Origin of the sequence: Pseudomonas sp. BF-R-01, assembly GCF_019946615.1 — a bacterium.
Taxonomy (GTDB): Bacteria; Pseudomonadota; Gammaproteobacteria; order Pseudomonadales; family Pseudomonadaceae; genus Aquipseudomonas; species Aquipseudomonas migulae.
In genome coordinates, this window is the sequence record NZ_JAGYFX010000032.1 from 24,658 (window position 1) to 43,176 (window position 18,519).

Here is an 18,519-nt window from a genome sequence, read left to right on the forward strand (position 1 = left end):
CGCTCCCACAGGGGATTAGTGTGATCAGCCGGTTTTTTTGTCGGCCATGACTTTTGGGTAGAAACGTTTGATGGCCAGGTCGGCGTTGTCGATCAGCGTCATGCAGGCCCACACACCGCGTGCCGCGTCGCGGGCGGCGATGGCGTCGGCCATGTCCTTGTGTATCGGCAGCGTGCGGCGCAGTTCGTCCGGATCGGCGGCGGAAACTTCAAAAGACACCGCCAGCAACGCGCCGAGGGCCGGGACCATTTGTTCGATGAATTGATTGTGGCTGGCCGCGAGGATGCACTCGTGGAAGAACTGGTCGGCGCGGTTGTAATCGATGCCGCTGTGCACCGCCCGCTCCAGCGCGTTATAGGCCTGAAGCACCGCCTGCACCTGTTCGACGGTCGCTCGCTCGCAGGCCCAGCGCACGGCCATCGGCTCGATGGTGCGGCGTAAATCGAGGAGGTCGTCGACGAAGTTTTCCGGCAGGCCGCTGCGGGACAGCCAGCCGACGACTTGCGGATCGAAGAGGTTCCAGCGCCGCACCGGCAATACCCGCGTGCCAACCTTCGGCCCGACTTCGAGCATTCCTTTGGCGACCAGGGTTTTGATGGCTTCGCGGATGACAGTGCGGCTGACGCCGAGCTGCTCGCCCAGGTCGGCCTCAACCTTTAGGGTTTCGCCGGGTTTTACCTGGCCCGCCGCAATCCAGCAACCCAGCCAATCGACCGTCGATGCGTGAAAACTGCTGGACATGGGCACCTCGATGCTGGGACGGCACAATGCCGTTCGCGATGGTTGCCCACGCTAATCATCATACGATTGGGTGTCAATTTGATTTTGAAGCTGAGTAGCGAGATCGCGTTATCGTTCTTCGCGGGCAAGCCTCGCTCCTACAGGCGCCGGCGAACTCTGTAGGAGCGAGGCTTGCCCGCGAAGGCGTCAGCACTGACGACTCAAGGCTCGAGACCGATGGGGAAGAAGATGCCGCCGCTCCATACGCCCAGCCAACGCTGCCCATCGATTTCACGAGTCACCGCCAGCTCCACCAATTGGTAAAACACATTGCGATGAATCAGCGCTTCGAGATTGGTGCGCACATGCACGTAAGGCGCAGGCTCCTGTGTCACCGGGTCAATCACCACGCGGATCGCATGGTCGGCACCGGCCTCGGCGATTTCATCCACATGGGTGGTGAAGCGCAAGACCTGGGCTTCACCCTCGCCTTCAACATCCACGGCAATCGCCACGAACGGAGCATCGTCAACCTTGATGCCGACTTTCTCGACCGGGGTGATGAGGAAATAATCATCGCCGTCGCGGCGAATGATGGTGGAGAACAGTTTGACCATCGGCTTGCGCCCGATCGGCGTGCCCAGGTAATACCAGGTGCCGTCGCGGGCGATGCGCATGTCGATGTCGCCGCAGAAGTCGGGGTTCCACAAGTGGACCGGTGGCAAGCCTTGGGTCTTGGGGATTTGCCCCAACAGGTCGTTGGCTTTTTGCGGGCCACTCATGGCGTTCTCCTTGGAATTACTGGTCGCTGAACCCCAGCAGGCTGCGCGCGTATTGCCGCAGCGGCGGGCCCATCAGGTCTTCAGGTTTTTTGTCGTAGAACGTCAGTAAACCGCCACGACTCTTGATACGTGCAGTATCAATCAAATACTGGGTGCTGGTCTCGATCAACATGATCTGAATCACGCCAGAGTCGATACCGAGACGATCCACGGCTTCCTGATCGAGCCATTCGTCCGTGTTGCCGATACGGTCGTCAGTCTTGGCGAAACGGGTGTAGAGCAGGTAATGCGCACCGACCGCACGGGCTTCGCCCATGGCCTGGTCGAGGCCTTCCGGCGTGCGTGCACGGCGGACCATCGGGAAGTATTCGATAAAACCGTCGAAGGCGACTTCGGCGATCACGTTAGGTCGCGGGTAGACCGCACTGCCCGGCGGCACAAAGGCGCCTTGGGCGATATAGACGAACGAATCCGGCTGAATGCGCAGGTTGTGCACGCGGCGGCTGTCGCTGTGGTCAAGCAGCCCCACGTCGCTCATGTGGTAGCGAGCTTCTTCAGCCATATCGCTGACATTCATGCAGCCACCAAGCGCCAAAACGGCCAGCAGCAAAACCAGGCTACGCATCCTACCCTCCAGAGGCCGGTGACGGAAAACCGGCGAATGGCCATGGGATGCAGCTTCCGCGCCAGCTCCAGAACGTCGTTGCCTGTTCGAACGCATTCGCGGGCAAGCCTCGCTCCTACAGGTTAACGCCGATCTTGTAGGAGCGAGGCTTGCCCGCGAAGAGGCCAGTTCAGCCGCCGATAATCTTCATGACGGTCGCACCACCGGAAAACGCCACCTCCTGCTTGTCACCCAAGGCCTTCACCAAGAGTCGCTGCAACGCCGGCAATGCCTGGTGACGCGGTTTGTCCAGCAGATCGCCGACATAGTGACGGTTGCTCGACGACAGGCAGCCATGCAGCCACCCGGTTGAAGACAGGCGCAGCCGCGAACAGGTTCGGCAGAACGGAACACTTTCGTTGGCGATTACCCCGAAATAGCCCTGCCCCGGAATTTCATAGCGCACCGCCGTGGCGTCAACCGGAGCATCGGCCTGGAGATACTCATAGCGATCACCGATCAAGCTCAGCAGTTGCTGAAGGCTGACGAATTGTTGCAGGAATGCGTTGTTGTCGCTGGCCAGGTGGCCCATGCGCATCAGCTCGATGAAGCGCAACTCGTAACCGCGTTCCAGGCAATAATCGAGCAGCGGCATCACCTGATCGAGGTTCTGCCCGCGCAACGGCACCATGTTGACCTTGATCTTCATGCCGGCGGCGCTGGCCTGGTCCATGCCATCGAGCACAGTCGCCAGATCGCCGCCGCGAGCAATGCTGCGGAATGCATCGGCATCCAGGGTATCGAGGGAAACGTTGATGCGACGAATGCCGGCATCGACCAGCAGGGGCAGTTTTTTCGCCAGCAATTGACCATTGGTGGTCAGGCTGATGTCTTGCAGGCCCATCTGCCCGACGGCGGTCATGAAGGCTTCGAGTTTGGGGCTGACCAACGGCTCACCGCCGGTGATGCGCAGCCGTTCGATCCCTGCCGCCTCGATCAAGTAGGCAACGCCGCGCGCCATGGCCTCAGCCGACAGTTCATCCTGCGCAGCGACCAGCCGCTTGCCGTTAGGCACGCAGTAGGTACACGCGTAATTGCAGGCGGAGGTCAGGCTGATTCGCAGATTACGAAAACGCCTGCCTTGACGGTCAACGATCATGGTCACTCCGGCACAAGGAATTCGGACGACGTAAAACTTGACTCACAAATCAAGTTTTAGCAAGTCCCATGCCTGAGTATATTACTGAGGTACTGCGCCATATAGCGAAATCATGGCGCAATAAGGCAACTGAATGACTCAGCTACTCGGCGTGTCGGTGTCGCGCTTGCGTTTGTTGCCCATGCGCACGCCGATGTCCATCAGGAACTGGAAGAAGCCTTCCTGATCTTCCAGCACATTGCTCCAGAACGGCGAGTGATACAGCGCCACGGCGCCGTGCACCAGCGCCCAGGATGCGCAGTAATGGAAGTAAGGCGGCACGTCTTCGAGCTTGCCTTCGCTGATCCGGCCCTTGATCAGCAGGGTCAGGCGTTCGAAGTTCGAGGCGCGAATCTTGTGCAGCTCCTCGATCATCTCCGGCACCTGATTGCCCTTGACCACCTTTTCTTCCAGGCGATCGAACAAGCGGTAACGTTGCGGATCGCGCATGCGGAATTCGAAGTAGGCCCGGGACAGCGCTTCCTTGTCCTTGTCGACATCGGCCGAATGCAACAGCTCGTTCAAATCACGCTCGTAATCGAGCATCAGGCGCAGGTAGATCTCCGCCTTGGATTTGAAGTGCTTGTAGATTGTGCCTTTGCCGATACCGACGGCATCAGCAATCATCTCGACGGTGACACTGTCTTCACCTTGGTCGAGGAACAGCTTGAGCGCGGTATCGAGAATTTCTTGCTCACGGCGACGAAATTCACGGACCTTACGAGGTTCTTTATGCATAAGAAAAGGTCTGTCGGGGTCAAAATTCGAAGCCGCGTATTATGCCTAACTTGCGGCAAAATGCACGGATCATCCTTCCATATCTGTGTTTCTAGATGAATTCTGTCAGCACCAGCTTTTAATGAGAACTCTTCCGAAGCGCCTGTATTCCAAAATTGTTTAAAAACCTGGGCCGGTAAACTGGACTCAGCGCAATACTGATCAATACTTCAACTGTCGGCGGGGCATCTCCCCCAAGTGCCGCGTCGATATTGGTACCAACGGACCGCGTACCATTGTTTTACTCCTAATGGTCTTAACCCGGATTCACCCCCCAGAACCCGGGTTTTTTTTGCCTGCGATTTAACCTTTCACATGCGCCAGCGGGAACAGTCGCTTGAAGTTCTCGGTCGTCTGCGCGGCAAATCGCTCGTAGGATTCACCGCGTAGCATTGCCAGAAACTCTGCCACTTCCCGCACATATTGCGGCAGGTTCGGCTTGCCGCGATAAGGGATCGGCGCCAGGTACGGCGAATCGGTTTCCACCAGCAATCGGTCGGCAGGCACTTTACTGGCCACGTCACGCAGCGCATCGGCATTGCGGAAAGTGACGATGCCCGACAGGGAAATGTAATAACCCATGTCCAGCGCCGCTTTGGCCATGTCCCAATCTTCGGTAAAGCAATGCAAAACGCCGGCCTGGGGCAACGCGGCCTCGCGCAGCAGGTTCAGCGTGTCCGCCCGGGCACCGCGCGTGTGAATGATCACCGGTTTGCCGGTCTGCTGCGCGGCTTGCAGGTGCAGGCGAAACGATTCCTGCTGCAACTCCGCCGCTTCGGGCTCGTAGTGATAATCCAGGCCGGTTTCACCAATCGCGACCACACGCGGGTGGTTGAGCTCCTGCAGCAGCCAGTCCAGCGCTGGCGCAGCGCCCGGCTGCACGTCCAACGGGTGCACGCCGACCGAACAGTCGACATCGTCATAACGTTCGGCCAGGGCTTTGACGTCGGCGGCGTTGTCGACACTGACGCCGATACACAGAAAGTGCCCTACCCCGCGCTGGCGGGCCGCGTCGAGTGCGGCATCCAGCGAGCCGTCATGGGCGGCGAGGTCAAGGCGATCAAGGTGACAATGGGAATCTACGAGCATAAAAAGGGCTGCAACTTACATCGTATGAGTGGGACGGTCGGACTTCAGGGCTCCGGCCAGGTGGGTTTCGATTCGACTGCGCGCGGTGTCATCACCGTCGTTGAACTGCACGCCGACGCCAGCGGCCCGGTTGCCTTGCGCGCCTTTGGGGGTGATCCAGGCAACCTTGCCGGCGACCGGAATTTTCTCCGGCTCGTCCATCAGGTTCAGCAGCATGAATACCTCATCGCCCAACTTGTAGCTCTTGTTGGTCGGGATAAACAGGCCACCGTTCTTGATGAAGGGCATGTAGGCCGCGTAGAGCACGGAGTTGTCCTTGATGGTCAGGGACAAAATGCCGTTGCGCGGCCCCGGATTGACGGCTTCATTCATGCTGACCTCCACTGCTGATGTTCAGAGGATAGGCCCAGTCGGTCACTTCTGGGTAGGCAATGACGCCCATTGCACCAGCAGCGCTTCAAGCAACAGCACCCGATTGAGGTTGGCCTTGCTCATGACTTTCTGACGCTGGGCGAGGATCCAGTCCTGAATGTTCAGGACTTTGTCCTGAGCGCTTTTCTGCGCCAGATATTGAATCACCTTGCGCATATCGGCCAATCCCAGCCCGTCTTCATCCTGAGTCAGCTGATACCGCAGGATCAGGCTCGACCAGTCGCAGAACCAGTCAAACAGCAACAACAGCGGAATCGCGTTCCAGCCTTCGGCCAGTTGCGTCGGCGATTGCTGCTGCTTGAGCAATTTCTTCACACCGTCGACCACCAGCGCCCGCTGCTCGCGCACGCCCTGGGCCTGCAAATTCACCGCCGCCAGCGGTGAGCCGGCGGCCAGGGTCAGCAGTTCGACACGCTCTTCTTCCGAGCTGTCCGGTAACGCCTTGGCCAGCCACGCAAGGCTCATGGCCTCGCTTGGCAGTGGACAGGCTTGCTGCACGCAGCGGCTTTTGATGGTAGGCAACAGCCGACTGGTCTGGTGACTGACCAGTAACAGCACCGTATCGCCGGACGGCTCTTCAAGGCTTTTGAGCAAGGCGTTGGCGGCGTTGATGTTCATCGACTCGACCGGCTCGATCAACACCACTTTGCGCCCGCCCATCTGCGCGGTCTGGACCACGAAGCTGACCAGTTCGCGGACCTGATCGACCTTGATCGCCTTGTCGGCTTCTTCCGGCTCGAGGATGTAGTTGTCAGGGTGACTGCCGGCTTTGAGCAGCAGGCAGGATTTGCATTCGCCGCAAGCGTCCTGCGCGGTCGGACGCTGACACAGCAGGCTGGCCATCAGGCGCTCGGCCAGCGCTCGCTTGCCGATCCCGGCCGGGCCGTGCAGCAGATAGGCGTGCGCATGTTGTTTGCGACCTGCCAACTGCTGCCAGAGGCTGTCCTGCCACGGATAGGCTTCAGCCACGGGTCAACTCCAGCAGACGCGGCAACAAGGCGTCCAGCGACTGTTGAACCTGCGCCAGCGGCTGGGCGGCGTCGACCAGCACATACCGCGCCGGGTCGGCTTTAGCGCGTTTGAGGAACGCACTGCGCACCGCATCGAAAAACGTCCGGCCTTCGAGTTCGAAGCGATCCAGGCGACCGCGAGCGCTGGCGCGGGCCAGACCCACTTCCACGGGCAAATCGAAAATCAGCGTCAGGTCCGGGCGCAACTCGCCCTGAACGAAGCTTTCCAGCGTAGCGATGCGTTCCAGCGACAAACCGCGACCGCCGCCCTGATAGGCGTAGGTCGAGTCAGTAAAGCGATCGCACAACACCACCGCGCCACGGGCCAGCGCCGGGCGGATCACGCCGGCCAGATGCTGGGCGCGCGCGGCAAACACCAGCAACAGCTCGGTGTCGGGGTCCATGGCCTCCTCGACCGGCGCCAACAGCACCTCGCGGATCTTCTCGGCCAAAGGCGTGCCGCCCGGCTCGCGGGTCAGCACCACTTCGATACCGGCGGCGCGCAGGCGCTCGGCGAGGTATTCGCGATTGGTACTCTTGCCGGCGCCTTCGGCGCCTTCCAGGGTAATAAACAAGCCAGTCACAGGCAGTCCTTAGTCAGAATCATTGCGGGCTTTGCGGCGCGGTTGCATCCGATTCGGGCGCGGGTGCAGCAGCGGGCTCTTTAGCAGGTTCTTGAATCGTTTCTTGAGCCGGCTCTGGCGGCGTCACTGGTGCCAACGCCTCCGGGGCCGGGTCAGGCGAAGCCGCCGGGATCGGAGCCTGCTCATTCGTCGCCTCTGGCGCGGTGACCGGCGCCGGACTGGAGCGGTAATCGGCGCGACGCTTGAGCTGAAATTCACGCACCGCGCTGTTGTGAGCATCCAGATCATCGGAGAACACGTGGCTGCCATCGCCGCGCGCAACAAAATACAGGCTGTTGCCGGCCACCGGGTTGAGTGCCGCATGGATCGCTTCGCGACCGACCATCGCGATCGGCGTCGGCGGCAGGCCGCTAATCACGTAGGTGTTGTAAGGGGTCGCTTCCTTGAGATGGGCGCGGGTCAACTTGCCGTTGTAGCGATCACCGAGGCCGTAAATCACGGTCGGATCGGTCTGCAACAGCATGCCCATTTCCATGCGCCGCACGAACACGCCAGCGATCTGGCCACGCTCTTGCGGTACGCCGGTTTCCTTTTCCACCAGCGAAGCCATGATCAGCGCCTGGTAGGGTTCGGTGTACGGCACGTCAGCCGCGCGCTGCCCCCACTCCTTGGCCAGGACTTCGTCGAGGCGGTCGTAGGCTTTTTTCAGCAGCTCGACGTCCGTCATGCCACGCACGAAACGGTAGGTGTCCGGGAAGAATCGCCCTTCCGGGAAGATCCCGGCGTGACCGAGCTTGTCCATCACTTCGCTATCACTCAAGCCGTTCAGCGTCTGCTCAAGTTTTTCATCCTTGGCCAGCGCAGCACGCACTTGATGGAAATTCCAGCCTTCGACCAGCGTCAGGCTGTACTGCACCATTTCGCCGCGTTTCCACAGGTCGATCAGGTTTTCCACCGTCATGCCGGGCTGCATGCGGTACTCACCTTTGTGCAACGGTTGCCCGGCCAGGTTGAAGCGCCAGTACACACGCAACCAGAAAGCGTCCTTGATGACGCCATCGGCTTCGAGTCGATAGAAAGTGCGGGTGGGTGTCGTGCCTTTGGGCACTTCCAGGAGTTGTTCCTGGGTAATGTTCAGCGGCTGTTCCAGCGCCGAATGAATCTTCCAGGCCGAAGCGCCCAGACACAGCCCTGCCAGAACCAGTCCGGTTTCCAGCAGCAGCAAGAATTTACGTCTCACGTATCAAGCATCCAGTAGCGCGCGGGCAATGGTTTGGAGTTTACGGGTGAGCGGCCCAACCGGCCAGCTCAGAGCTGTATAGGCGCGCACCGGCCAAACGCCATACACGCTGTTGCAGATAAAGACCTCATCAGCCCATTGCAGCTGTTCGAGGGTAATGTCGGTGATTTGCGTGGGAATCCCCAGCGACTCGGCTTGAAACAATAATTCGGCGCGCATTACGCCGGCCACACCGCAGCGCTTGAGATCGGCAGTGATCAACACACCATCGCGGACCAGGAACAGATTGCTGAACACACCTTCGATCACCCGCCCGGCCTGATCGAGCATCAAGCCTTCGGCATGCTCGGTGTCTTGCCATTCGGAACGGGCGATGACTTGCTCAAGACGGTTCAGGTGTTTGAGCCCGGCGAGCAAGGGTTGTCTGGACAGTCGTGTGGCGCAAGGAAACAGGCGAACGCCCTGCTCCGCATGTATGACAGGGTAAGCGGCAGGTGGGTTGCCCTGAAGAATGCGTCGGGCCTGGGCCGCAGGGTCGGGCGCGTAACCGCGCAGGCTGTCGCCGCGGGTGAGGATGAGTTTGAGCACGCCCTCGCCCAGTGCTGCGGCGTAGGCCAGCAGCTCGCTGCGGATCAGCGCGTGATCGGCCGTGATCGCCAGGCGTGAACAGCCTTGCGCCAGGCGCGACAGATGCCGGTCCAGCAACAGCGGCTGCCCGCTCCGCACGGCAATGGTCTCGAACAGACCATCACCGTAAGCCAGGCCGCGATCCTTCAGCGACAGAGCGTCAGCCGGCTGACCGTCGACCCAGCTGTCCATCAGTCAGCGAACCGGCGGAACACCAGCGAGCCGTTGGTACCGCCAAACCCGAAGGAGTTGGACAGGACCACATCGATGTCCATGTTGCGCGCGGTGTGCGGCACGAAGTCCAGGTCGCAGCCTTCGTCCGGCTCGTCGAGGTTGATGGTCGGCGGTGCCACCTGGCTATTGATCGCCAGCACACTGAAGATCGCCTCGACTGCGCCCGCCGCACCCAACAGGTGACCGGTCATGGACTTGGTCGAACTGACCGCCAGCTTGTAGGCGTGATCGCCGAACACCGACTTGATCGCACAGGCTTCGGCAAGGTCGCCGGCCGAAGTCGACGTACCGTGGGCGTTGATGTACTGGACTTGATCGCTATTGATCTTCGCATCGCGCAGGGCGTTGGAAATGCAACGAGCAGCACCCGCACCGTCAGCCGGCGGCGACGTCATGTGGTAGGCATCGCCACTGGTGCCAAAGCCGATCAGCTCGGCGTAGATGGTCGCGCCGCGAGCCTTGGCGTGTTCCAGCTCTTCAAGCACCAGCGCACCGGCACCGTCGGACAGGACGAAGCCGTCACGGCCCTTGTCCCATGGACGGCTGGCGCGGGTCGGCTCGTCGTTGCGGGTCGACAGCGCGCGGGAGGCACCGAAGCCGCCCATGCCCAGACCGCAAGCCGCCATCTCGGCGCCGCCGGCAATCATCACGTCGGCTTCGTCGTACATGATGTTGCGGGCTGCCATGCCGATGCAGTGCGTACCAGTGGTGCACGCGGTGGCAATGGCGTAGTTAGGTCCCTGTGCACCCAGGTGGATCGACAGGAAACCGGAAATCATATTGATGATCGAGCCAGGCACGAAAAACGGAGAGATCCGTCGTGGGCCGGAATCATGCAGCGTGCGGCTGGTTTCTTCGATATTGGTCAGACCGCCAATACCCGAACCCATGGCCACGCCGATGCGCTCACGGTTGGCGTCGGTGACTTCAAGACCGGCGTTACGCACCGCCTGAAAACCTGCGGCCAGACCGTACTGAATGAACAGGTCGAGCTTGCGAGCTTCCTTGACCGACAGATATTCCTCGACATTGAAGCCCTTTACCGAGCCGCCAAAACGGGTGGAATAGGCAGAAAGGTCGGTGTGTTCGATCAGACCAATGCCACTACGGCCAGCCAGAATGCCCTGCCAACTGCTCGGCACATCCGTGCCCAGTGGCGACAACATACCCATACCGGTGACTACGACGCGTCTACGCGACACAGCACTCTCCTTTTTCAAATGACGACTTTGCATCAGGCCTAAAGAAAAAACCGCACGCCATGATGGCAGTGCGGTTTTTCCATGACAGCAAGCAACGATTACAAACTATTACGCCTGGTGGCTAGTAACGTAGTCGATTGCAGCTTGTACAGTAGTGATCTTCTCAGCTTCTTCGTCAGGGATTTCGGTCTCGAATTCCTCTTCCAGAGCCATCACCAGCTCAACGGTGTCAAGGGAGTCGGCACCCAGGTCTTCAACGAAGGAAGCAGTGTTGACCACTTCTTCTTCTTTAACGCCCAGTTGCTCAGCAACGATTTTCTTGACGCGCTCTTCGATGGTGCTCATACCTTGTTTTCACTCCTAATGGACAAATTCAGGCAGCTGGCCAGTGGGTAAGTGTATAGAAAGACTTTTCAGTTTTTCAACTGAAAGCTTCACTCCTCAAACCCCGTGACCCTCTGCCTATAAATAGATTGCAGCTTTATAACGGATTTTAGACAGCTCGTATGACATTTTTTTGAAGCAACCCGTCACATTTAACTCATGTACATCCCGCCGTTCACCGGGATTGTAGCCCCAGTAACGTAAGCCGCACCGTCGGATGCAAGAAAAGCGACCACAGACGCGATCTCTTGAGCTTGCCCCAGACGACCCAGCGGAATTTGCGCCTGCAAGACTTCACGCTGTGCCTCGGGCAGTTCGCGGGTCATATCGGTGTCGATGAACCCAGGGGCCACCGAGTTTACCGTAATCGAACGCGAACCGACTTCACGCGCCAGAGCACGGCTGAAACCTTCCAGACCTGCCTTGGCGGCAGCGTAGTTTACTTGGCCTGCGTTGCCCATGGCACCCACAACCGAGCCAATACTGATAATTCGTCCCCAACGGGCTTTGGTCATACCGCGCAGAACGCCCTTGGACAGGCGGAACAGACTGTTCAGATTGGTATCGACGACGTCATGCCACTCGTCGTCTTTCATGCGCATCACCAGGTTATCGCGGGTGATGCCGGCATTGTTGACCAGGATCGCCGGCGCACCGAACTGCTCCTGGATGCTCGCCAGCACAGCGGCAACGGATTCGTCGCTGGTGACATTCAGTTCCAGGCCAGTGCCTTGAATACCGTTTTCTTTCAGGGTAGCGGCGATGCGCTCGGCACCCGAGGCGGATGTCGCGGTGCCCACAACAATGGCGCCCTGACGACCCAGTTCCAGGGCGATGGCCTGGCCGATACCGCGGCTCGCACCGGTGACCAGTGCAACTTTACCTTGCAGACTCATGCAAGCTTCTCCTGATTCAGGCCAACGCTGCACGGGCGGCAGCGAAGGCGTCTGGGGTATTGAGGTTGGATGTCGACACGCCTTCGGCGCAGCGTTTGTTCAAGCCTGCCAGCACTTTGCCGGGGCCGCATTCGACCAACTGGGTCGCGCCCTTGGCGGCCAGCGCCTGGACCGATTCAACCCAGCGCACAGGCTTGTAGAGCTGCTCAAGCAGATCGCGCTTGAGGGTTTCGAGATCGGCCGGCACGTTCGCGCTGACGTTTTGTACCACAGGAATCTGTGGCGCCTGCCAGTTGATCGCAGCGATCGACTCGGCGAAACGCTCGGCGGCTGGACGCATCAGCTCGCAATGGGACGGTACGCTGACCGGCAACGGCATGGCGCGTTTGGCACCACGAGCCTTGCAGCCTTCGATGGCGCGCTCGACCGCAGCCTTGGCACCGGCGATCACGACTTGACCCGGAGAGTTGAAATTGACTGCGCTGACCACTTCGCCTTGCGCCGCTTCGGCACAGGCTGCCAGTACGTCAGCATCGTCCAGACCGAGAATGGCAGCCATACCGCCCTGCCCGGCCGGAACGGCTTCTTGCATCAACTGACCGCGACGCTCCACCAGTTTCACCGCGTCGCCCAGACTCAGGCTGCCCGCAGCGACCAGGGCGCTGTACTCGCCCAGGCTGTGACCGGCAACGTAAGCCGGACGCGCACCGCCTTCCGCCAGCCACAGACGCCACAAGGCGATCGAGGCGGTCAGAATGGCCGGCTGGGTTTTATCGGTTTGATTGAGTTGCTCTTCCGGCCCTTGCTGGGTCAGTGCCCACAGGTCGTAACCGAGCGCGTCGGATGCTTCTTTGAATGTTTCGAGGACCACCGGATGTTGCGCGCCCAACTCGGCCAGCATGCCGAGGGACTGCGAACCCTGTCCTGGAAAGACGAATGCGAGGGAAGCAGACATGTAACAAGCCCCTAATGATCTTGTCGTCGGAGAATTGACGTCCCGCTTGGGGGACGCAAGAAACTGACAGTTGGATGGCAAATTGAACTGAGCGGTCACATTTAAGCATTGTCCGACGAAAACGCCTAAAGCAACAAATCCTCCAGACGACCGTGAATGCGTTCCGGCAGGTTTTCCTGGATCTCGATCAAGGCCCGCTGAATCGCACTCTGGAAGCCCTGAACCCCTGCCGAACCGTGGCTTTTCACCACAATCCCCTGCAACCCGAGGAAGCTTGCGCCGTTATGCCGAGCAGGCGCCAGATCAGCCTGAAGACGCTTCATCAGCGGCAGCGCCAGGGCGCCCACCATTTTCGATGCGAGGTTTTTTTTGAAAAGCGCTTCAATTCGCCCGGCAATCATGGTCGCCAGACCTTCACTGGACTTGAGCAAAATATTGCCGACAAAACCGTCGCACACCACCACATCCGCCTCGCCACGGTACAAACCGTCACCCTCGACAAAACCGATGTAGTTGATGCCGCGAGCACTCTGCAACAAGGTTGCCGCCAGCTTGACCTGCTGATTGCCCTTGATGTCTTCGGTGCCGATGTTCAGCAATGCAACCCGTGGACGAACGATGCCCAGGGTTTGCGCCGCGACCGAGCCCATCACCGCAAACTGCAGCAAATGCTCGGCGCTGCAATCGACGTTGGCGCCCAGGTCGAGCAACTGACAGTAACCCTTCTGCGTCGGAATCGCCGCGACCATGGCCGGCCGATCAATGCCCGGCAAGGTCTTGAGCACGAACCGTGACAAGGCCATCAGCGCGCCGGTATTGCCGGCGCTGACGCAGGCCTGAACCTTGCCATCACGCAACAACTCGAGCGCCACGCGCATCGACGAATCCGGCTTGCCACGCAAGGCCTGGGCAGGTTTTTCGTCCATGGTGATCACTTCGGATGCCGGGGTAATCGACAGGCGCGAGCGATCCACAGCCGATTGGCCAGCGATCAATTCTTCAAGAAGGGAGGGTTGACCGACAAGGGTCAGGTGCAGCGAGGGTGTAGCAATCAGACAAGCAAGGCTGGCCTGAACAATGCTGCGGGGACCGAAGTCCCCGCCCATTGCGTCAATCGCGATGACTTGAGCGGACAAGTGATTACTCGTCAGCGCCCTTGTCGATCACTTTACGGCCACGGTATACGCCTTCTGGCGATACGTGGTGACGCAGGTGAACTTCACCGGTGGTTTTTTCTACAGACAGGGTGCTAGCCTCGAGAGCGTCGTGCGAACGACGCATGTCACGGGCGGAGCGGGATTTTTTGTTCTGCTGAACAGCCATAATTGATTAACTCCTAAACGTTTGGGTCACGCTTTAACTGCGCCAATACACTGAACGGGTTGGACCGCGTTACCTCGTCCTCGCTCGGTTCGGGCTCATCGAGACCCGCCGGCTGCTGGCATTCTTCCGGATGATGAGCAGGCACAATGGGCAAGGCGAGCAGAAGCTCCTCCTCGATCAGTGACTGCAGATCCAAAGGATCTTCGCCCAGTTCCAGCACGTCATAACCTTTCGGCAACGACTGGGTATTCGCACCCTCCTTCACCACAGCATAACTGCATTCGCTGTGGATCGGCAGGGTGACCAGCTCAAGACAACGCTGGCAAACCATTTTGACTTCGGTGTCGATAAAGCTGTGGATTACCACAGACTTACGTTCATCTCGTTCAAAAACGAATTTAGCCTGCACCGTACCGACATTGTCGGAAAGCGGGTCGCAGAGTCTCTCCAAATCGGCCAGCAGCAGTTCACCTTGAAGGGTGGTGCCACGGTCAGCCAATTTGCGCGGGTCAACGTGAGGTGGAATCGGGTCATTCAACATAGGCGCAGCATTATAGGGATGCACCCAGCCATGTCAAAGGAAATTCAGCCCTGTCCGTCACCTGGAAGCCTCGCTAGAATTCGCGCCTGTCTTCTGGAGATGCGCATGCTGCCTTTATTACTCGCTTCAAGCTCAGTGTATCGCCGGGAATTGCTGGCCCGCTTGCAGCTGCCGTTCACCTGCAGCTCGCCGGACATCGACGAAAGTCATCGGCCGAATGAAGCAGCCGTCGAACTGGTAAAGCGCCTCGCCGAAGAAAAAGCCCGGGCTCTTGCCGGAAACCACCCCGCCCATCTGATTATCGGCTCTGACCAGGTTGCAGTGCTCGGCGAGCGCATTATCGGCAAACCCCACACCTTCGAAAAGGCTCGCGAGCAGTTGCTGGCCTCAAGCGGCGCCAGCGTAACCTTTCTGACCGGCCTGGCCCTGCTCAATAGCCAGGCGGGACACTGCCAGGTCGACTGCGTGCCGTTCACCGTGCACATGCGCACACTCGACACCGCACGCATCGAACGCTACCTGCGCGCCGAACAGCCCTACGATTGCGCTGGCAGCTTCAAGGCCGAAGGTTTGGGGGTGAGCCTGTTTCAACGCACCGAAGGCCCTGACGCCACCAGCCTGATCGGCCTTCCGCTGATTCGTCTGATCGACATGCTGCTGGCTGAAGGGGTGCAAATCCCCTGACGGTTGCCGAGTCCTTCACCGATCTTGAGGGCGCCATCGCCGGCAAGCCGGCTCCTACAAGGGAACGTCCCAATCCGCACCACAACAAAATCCTGTAGGAGCCAGCTTGCTGGCGATGCGAACGGCGCGGTGTATCAGGAACGCTGCCATCGCCGGCAAGCCGGCTCCTACAGGATGCGAGCGCCAACAAAAAACCGGCCACTTGGGCCGGTTTTTTTATGTAGCCGGAAGATCAGCGCAGCGATGGACCCTGGAAGCCCATCCACATCGCCAACTGCTCAGCCACGCTGGCACCCAGTTTCTTCGAGAAGCGATCGAACGGCGATTCCTGAACGGTGAAGTCCACCAGCTCTTTCTCGCCAATCACATCTCGCGCTACCGAACTGGCATTACCCAGACCATCGATCAACCCCAGCGGCAGCGCCTGCTCACCGGACCAGACCAACCCGGAGAACAACTCCGGATGCTCTTTGTCCTTGAGTCGGTCGCCACGACCCGTCTTGACGCTGTTGATGAACTGCTGGTGCGTCGTATCGAGTACGCCCTGCCAGAACCGGGTTTCCTCAGGCTTCTGCGGCTGGAACGGATCGAGGAACGACTTGTGCTCGCCCGACGTATAGGTCCGACGCTCGACACCCAGCTTCTCCATGGTGCCGACAAACCCGTAACCGGCCGCCGTCACGCCAATGGAACCCACCAGGCTCGCCTTGTCGGCATAGATCTGATCCGCCGCACTGGCGATGTAATAAGCACCGGAAGCCCCCAGATCGGAGATTACCGCGTAAACCTTGGTGTCCGGGTTCAGGCCGCGCAACCGGCGAATCTCGTCATACACGTAGCCGGACTGCACCGGACTGCCGCCCGGACTGTTGATGCGCAGGATGACGCCTTTGACCTTCTTATCTTCGAAGGCGGCACGCAGGCTGCCGACGATGTTGTCAGCGCTGGCGGGCTCCTTGTCGGCGATCATGCCCGTCACTTCGATCAGCGCAGTGTAATTGGCGCTGCGAGTGGCGGCTTTCTCCATGTCCATCAACGGCGTAAACAGCACCAGTGCGCCAAGCAGGTACACAAAGGTCAGCAACTTGAAGAAAATCCCCCAGCGACGCGACCGACGCTGCTCCTGCACGCTGGCGAGCAGGGTCTTTTCCAGCAGCTTCCAGCTTTTCTCGTCACCGCTCTCTGCGCTCGGCTTGGCGGGCGCCTTCCATTCGTCGGTCATGACCATCTACCCCGGCAAAAACGTATTAAGCCCGCTGACTCAGCCAGGCATGCAATTCTGAAAAACGATCAATGGCCAGCGCCGGTTCGAACAATTTCAGCGCTTCAATCGATTGCGCGCCGTAGCTGACCGCCACCGAATCCATGCCGGCGTTGCGCGCCATCTGCAGGTCGAATGACGAATCGCCGACCATCAACGCTTGCTCCGGACGAACTTCGCAATGGGCGAGGATCTGCTCAAGCATCAGTGGATGGGGTTTGCTGGCGGTTTCGTCGGCGGCACGGGTGATGTCGAAATAATCTTCCCAGCCGTGCGACTTCAGCACCCGATCCAGTCCGCGACGCGCCTTGCCGGTGGCAACCGCTAAATGATAACCCTCGGCGCGGAACGCCTCCATCGACTCGACGACCCCTTCGAACAACGGCGAAGGCACGGCTTCAGAGGCGATGTAGTGGTCCGCATAATGCTCGCGAAACGCCACCAGTTCGGTATCGCTGATCTCGGGGTACAGCGTGCGAATCGCTTCCGGCAGGCCCAGGCCGATGATGCCTTTGACAGCAAAGTCATCGCGCAACTGAAAACCGGAACGCTCGGACGCAACGTGCATTGCTTCGACAATCCGACCAATGGAATCAGCCAGCGTGCCGTCCCAATCGAAAATCAGCAGTTTGTAATCAGAGGGGTGCACTCAGGCGCTCCACAGTCTTGGCCCACATCTCGTCGACAGGCGCCTGCAACTTCAGTTCGCCGCCATCCGGCAGCGGCACGGTCAGCATGTACGCATGCAGGAACAGGCGTTTGCCGCCCAGATCGCGGATTTCCTTGCTGAAATCGTCATCGCCGTACTTGGTGTCGCCAGCAATGCAATGCCCGGCGTGCAAAGTGTGAACACGGATCTGGTGAGTCCGGCCAGTGATCGGCTTGGCCTCGATCAAGGTGGCAAAGTCGCCGAATCGACGCAGCACCTTGAACACGGTCACCGATTCCTTGCCCTCCTCCTCGTCGACCTCGACCATCCGCTCGCCGGAACGCAGATTGCTCTTGCCCAGCGACGCACGGACCTGCTTGATCGATGCCGCCCAGTTGCCGCGAACCAGCGCCATGTAGCGCTTGTCCACGCCATCACCGCGCAAGGCCGTGTGCAAGTGACGCAGCATGCTGCGTTTCTTGGCGATCATCAGCAGACCGGAAGTGTCACGGTCCAGGCGGTGAACCAGCTCGAGCTCCTTGCAATCCGGACGCAACTGACGAAAGGCTTCGATCACGCCGTAAGTCAGGCCGCTGCCGCCGTGAACCGCAATGCCGCAAGGCTTGTTGATCACGATCAGCGCTTTGTCTTCGTAGACAATCGAGGCTTCAAGTCGCTGCAGCAGGCCCTGGGCCAGCGGCACGGGTTCGTCGCGCTCAGGCACGCGAACCGGCGGCACGCGCACGATATCGCCCGCCTGCAGCTTGTATTCGGGCTTGATCCGGCCTTTGTTCACTCGCACTTCGCCTTTACGCAAAATGCGGTAAATCAAGGTCTTGGGCACGCCTTTGAGCCGAGCGAGAAGGAAGTTATCAATACGTTGGCCGGCATATTCCGGCGAGACCTCAAGCAGTTGTACGCCTGGGGTCGAGGGGGCAGTAGTCGTCATGGCGCGGATGATATCAATTTTTTATGGAATTGAAGCACTTAATCATTACTGCTATAGTCGCGAACGCCGCCAAAAGCGGCCTGGACAGCGGACAAACGGTCAAAAACCGGCCCTGACCAATGCAATTCACCAGGACGCGAGGCCGTCCTACGGCGCTTTCGCTACGTAACGGTGGAGTTTGCAGGTGTAACGAGCGCAGGTGACATGAGGCCTGAATCACGCCGCAAAGCAGAGTTTTCACTCGCTACGCGAGCCCATATTCACGGCCAGTTCACAAAGTGCAGTCAGCTGCGAATGACCCCGAGCGAATGCTTCGGAAACAACGCCTAAATTAGCCATGATGCGTGACCTCCCCTTTCGGAGCTCACGGTAAATGCC

At 59.5% G+C, this 18,519-nt stretch carries 22 protein-coding genes; 1 reads left to right on the forward strand and 21 read right to left on the reverse strand.

All coding sequences use genetic code 11. From position 1 onward, the window contains the following. Nucleotides 1–24 precede the first annotated feature (24 nt). The 18 genes from KGB27_RS14265 to KGB27_RS14350 form a co-directional block, all read right to left on the reverse strand. On the reverse strand, nucleotides 25–741 hold the full coding sequence (locus KGB27_RS14265) for a FadR/GntR family transcriptional regulator (RefSeq protein WP_223555028.1): 717 nt from the start codon (nucleotides 739–741) through the stop codon (nucleotides 25–27). Between the two features lie 200 nt (nucleotides 742–941). Continuing rightward, a complete protein-coding gene (locus tag KGB27_RS14270) occupies nucleotides 942–1,502 on the reverse strand; it encodes a DUF1285 domain-containing protein (protein WP_223555030.1) in 561 nt (186 codons plus the stop codon). A gap of 16 nt (nucleotides 1,503–1,518) precedes the next feature. Continuing rightward, a complete protein-coding gene (locus KGB27_RS14275; protein ID WP_008040882.1) occupies nucleotides 1,519–2,127 on the reverse strand; it encodes a DUF4823 domain-containing protein in 609 nt (202 codons plus the stop codon). A 169-nt stretch (nucleotides 2,128–2,296) separates the two neighbouring features. Beyond that, complete coding sequence (locus KGB27_RS14280; protein ID WP_223555033.1) at nucleotides 2,297–3,265, reverse strand: GTP 3',8-cyclase MoaA; 969 nt, start codon at nucleotides 3,263–3,265, stop codon at nucleotides 2,297–2,299. A gap of 138 nt (nucleotides 3,266–3,403) precedes the next feature. After that, nucleotides 3,404–4,042, reverse strand: coding sequence for a TetR/AcrR family transcriptional regulator (locus KGB27_RS14285; RefSeq protein ID WP_008031613.1), 639 nt, complete (start codon nucleotides 4,040–4,042; stop codon nucleotides 3,404–3,406). A gap of 342 nt (nucleotides 4,043–4,384) precedes the next feature. Continuing rightward, entirely contained in the window at nucleotides 4,385–5,170 is a 786-nt protein-coding gene (locus KGB27_RS14290; protein ID WP_008040884.1) for a TatD family hydrolase, read from the reverse strand. Nucleotides 5,171–5,185: 15 nt separating this feature from the next. Then, complete coding sequence (locus tag KGB27_RS14295) at nucleotides 5,186–5,542, reverse strand: PilZ domain-containing protein (protein ID WP_008031608.1); 357 nt, start codon at nucleotides 5,540–5,542, stop codon at nucleotides 5,186–5,188. A 42-nt stretch (nucleotides 5,543–5,584) separates the two neighbouring features. Further along, the gene (locus KGB27_RS14300; protein WP_008031605.1) at nucleotides 5,585–6,571 is read right to left on the reverse strand and encodes a DNA polymerase III subunit delta'; all 987 of its coding nucleotides are present in this window, start codon (nucleotides 6,569–6,571) and stop codon (nucleotides 5,585–5,587) included. Then, on the reverse strand, nucleotides 6,564–7,196 hold the full coding sequence (gene tmk, locus KGB27_RS14305; RefSeq protein WP_223555036.1) for a dTMP kinase: 633 nt from the start codon (nucleotides 7,194–7,196) through the stop codon (nucleotides 6,564–6,566). Before tmk ends, KGB27_RS14300 begins: the two co-directional genes overlap by 8 nt. A gap of 19 nt (nucleotides 7,197–7,215) precedes the next feature. Next, complete coding sequence (gene mltG, locus KGB27_RS14310) at nucleotides 7,216–8,436, reverse strand: endolytic transglycosylase MltG (protein WP_207286285.1); 1,221 nt, start codon at nucleotides 8,434–8,436, stop codon at nucleotides 7,216–7,218. Between the two features lie 3 nt (nucleotides 8,437–8,439). Further along, complete coding sequence (gene pabC / locus KGB27_RS14315; RefSeq protein ID WP_223555038.1) at nucleotides 8,440–9,255, reverse strand: aminodeoxychorismate lyase; 816 nt, start codon at nucleotides 9,253–9,255, stop codon at nucleotides 8,440–8,442. Then, nucleotides 9,255–10,499, reverse strand: coding sequence for a beta-ketoacyl-ACP synthase II (gene fabF, locus KGB27_RS14320; RefSeq protein ID WP_008031595.1), 1,245 nt, complete (start codon nucleotides 10,497–10,499; stop codon nucleotides 9,255–9,257). Before fabF ends, pabC begins: the two co-directional genes overlap by 1 nt. Before the next feature lie 108 nt (nucleotides 10,500–10,607). After that, nucleotides 10,608–10,844, reverse strand: coding sequence for an acyl carrier protein (gene acpP / locus KGB27_RS14325; protein WP_003175607.1), 237 nt, complete (start codon nucleotides 10,842–10,844; stop codon nucleotides 10,608–10,610). Nucleotides 10,845–11,035: 191 nt separating this feature from the next. Next, nucleotides 11,036–11,779: a 3-oxoacyl-ACP reductase FabG gene (gene fabG / locus KGB27_RS14330; RefSeq protein WP_008040890.1), complete on the reverse strand. Its 744-nt coding sequence runs from the start codon at nucleotides 11,777–11,779 to the stop codon at nucleotides 11,036–11,038. A 16-nt stretch (nucleotides 11,780–11,795) separates the two neighbouring features. Beyond that, entirely contained in the window at nucleotides 11,796–12,734 is a 939-nt protein-coding gene (gene fabD / locus KGB27_RS14335; RefSeq protein ID WP_192227907.1) for an ACP S-malonyltransferase, read from the reverse strand. A 125-nt stretch (nucleotides 12,735–12,859) separates the two neighbouring features. Beyond that, nucleotides 12,860–13,870 carry a phosphate acyltransferase PlsX gene (gene plsX / locus KGB27_RS14340; RefSeq protein ID WP_081500214.1) on the reverse strand — a complete coding sequence of 337 codons (1,011 nt, stop codon included), beginning with the start codon at nucleotides 13,868–13,870 and terminating at the stop codon, nucleotides 12,860–12,862. A 4-nt stretch (nucleotides 13,871–13,874) separates the two neighbouring features. Further along, nucleotides 13,875–14,057: a 50S ribosomal protein L32 gene (gene rpmF, locus KGB27_RS14345; protein ID WP_003179396.1), complete on the reverse strand. Its 183-nt coding sequence runs from the start codon at nucleotides 14,055–14,057 to the stop codon at nucleotides 13,875–13,877. Nucleotides 14,058–14,070: 13 nt separating this feature from the next. After that, the gene (locus tag KGB27_RS14350; protein ID WP_008031588.1) at nucleotides 14,071–14,598 is read right to left on the reverse strand and encodes a YceD family protein; all 528 of its coding nucleotides are present in this window, start codon (nucleotides 14,596–14,598) and stop codon (nucleotides 14,071–14,073) included. 105 nt (nucleotides 14,599–14,703) lie between these two features. Here KGB27_RS14350 and KGB27_RS14355 point away from each other — a divergent pair, with 105 nt between their 5' ends. Further along, the gene (locus tag KGB27_RS14355; RefSeq protein WP_223555040.1) at nucleotides 14,704–15,282 is read left to right on the forward strand and encodes a Maf family protein; all 579 of its coding nucleotides are present in this window, start codon (nucleotides 14,704–14,706) and stop codon (nucleotides 15,280–15,282) included. A 232-nt stretch (nucleotides 15,283–15,514) separates the two neighbouring features. Here KGB27_RS14355 and sppA read toward each other — a convergent pair whose 3' ends face one another. Genes sppA through rluC form a run of 3 tightly spaced genes read right to left on the reverse strand, consistent with a single transcriptional unit; the run spans nucleotide 15,515 to nucleotide 18,141 of the window. Beyond that, complete coding sequence (gene sppA, locus KGB27_RS14360; RefSeq protein ID WP_223555042.1) at nucleotides 15,515–16,504, reverse strand: signal peptide peptidase SppA; 990 nt, start codon at nucleotides 16,502–16,504, stop codon at nucleotides 15,515–15,517. 25 nt (nucleotides 16,505–16,529) lie between these two features. Next, a complete protein-coding gene (locus tag KGB27_RS14365; RefSeq protein ID WP_192227908.1) occupies nucleotides 16,530–17,192 on the reverse strand; it encodes an HAD-IA family hydrolase in 663 nt (220 codons plus the stop codon). After that, entirely contained in the window at nucleotides 17,179–18,141 is a 963-nt protein-coding gene (gene rluC / locus KGB27_RS14370; RefSeq protein WP_008031576.1) for a 23S rRNA pseudouridine(955/2504/2580) synthase RluC, read from the reverse strand. The genes KGB27_RS14365 and rluC overlap by 14 nt, the downstream gene beginning before the upstream one ends. Between the last annotated feature and the right edge of the window lie 378 nt (nucleotides 18,142–18,519).

What these genes read in the sequence shown, in the direction of transcription:
- KGB27_RS14265 (WP_223555028.1), bottom strand. Translation starts at nt 741, where the DNA reads ATGTCCAGCAGTTTTCACGCATCGACGGTCGATTGGCTGGGTTGCTGG.
- KGB27_RS14270 (WP_223555030.1), bottom strand. Translation starts at nt 1,502, where the DNA reads ATGAGTGGCCCGCAAAAAGCCAACGACCTGTTGGGGCAAATCCCCAAG.
- KGB27_RS14275 (WP_008040882.1), bottom strand. Translation starts at nt 2,127, where the DNA reads ATGCGTAGCCTGGTTTTGCTGCTGGCCGTTTTGGCGCTTGGTGGCTGC.
- KGB27_RS14280 (WP_223555033.1), bottom strand. Translation starts at nt 3,265, where the DNA reads ATGATCGTTGACCGTCAAGGCAGGCGTTTTCGTAATCTGCGAATCAGC.
- KGB27_RS14285 (WP_008031613.1), bottom strand. Translation starts at nt 4,042, where the DNA reads ATGCATAAAGAACCTCGTAAGGTCCGTGAATTTCGTCGCCGTGAGCAA.
- KGB27_RS14290 (WP_008040884.1), bottom strand. Translation starts at nt 5,170, where the DNA reads ATGCTCGTAGATTCCCATTGTCACCTTGATCGCCTTGACCTCGCCGCC.
- KGB27_RS14295 (WP_008031608.1), bottom strand. Translation starts at nt 5,542, where the DNA reads ATGAATGAAGCCGTCAATCCGGGGCCGCGCAACGGCATTTTGTCCCTG.
- pabC (WP_223555038.1), bottom strand. Translation starts at nt 9,255, where the DNA reads ATGGACAGCTGGGTCGACGGTCAGCCGGCTGACGCTCTGTCGCTGAAG.
- acpP (WP_003175607.1), bottom strand. Translation starts at nt 10,844, where the DNA reads ATGAGCACCATCGAAGAGCGCGTCAAGAAAATCGTTGCTGAGCAACTG.
- fabG (WP_008040890.1), bottom strand. Translation starts at nt 11,779, where the DNA reads ATGAGTCTGCAAGGTAAAGTTGCACTGGTCACCGGTGCGAGCCGCGGT.
- fabD (WP_192227907.1), bottom strand. Translation starts at nt 12,734, where the DNA reads ATGTCTGCTTCCCTCGCATTCGTCTTTCCAGGACAGGGTTCGCAGTCC.
- rpmF (WP_003179396.1), bottom strand. Translation starts at nt 14,057, where the DNA reads ATGGCTGTTCAGCAGAACAAAAAATCCCGCTCCGCCCGTGACATGCGT.
- KGB27_RS14350 (WP_008031588.1), bottom strand. Translation starts at nt 14,598, where the DNA reads ATGTTGAATGACCCGATTCCACCTCACGTTGACCCGCGCAAATTGGCT.
- KGB27_RS14355 (WP_223555040.1), top strand. Translation starts at nt 14,704, where the DNA reads ATGCTGCCTTTATTACTCGCTTCAAGCTCAGTGTATCGCCGGGAATTG.
- sppA (WP_223555042.1), bottom strand. Translation starts at nt 16,504, where the DNA reads ATGACCGACGAATGGAAGGCGCCCGCCAAGCCGAGCGCAGAGAGCGGT.
- rluC (WP_008031576.1), bottom strand. Translation starts at nt 18,141, where the DNA reads ATGACGACTACTGCCCCCTCGACCCCAGGCGTACAACTGCTTGAGGTC.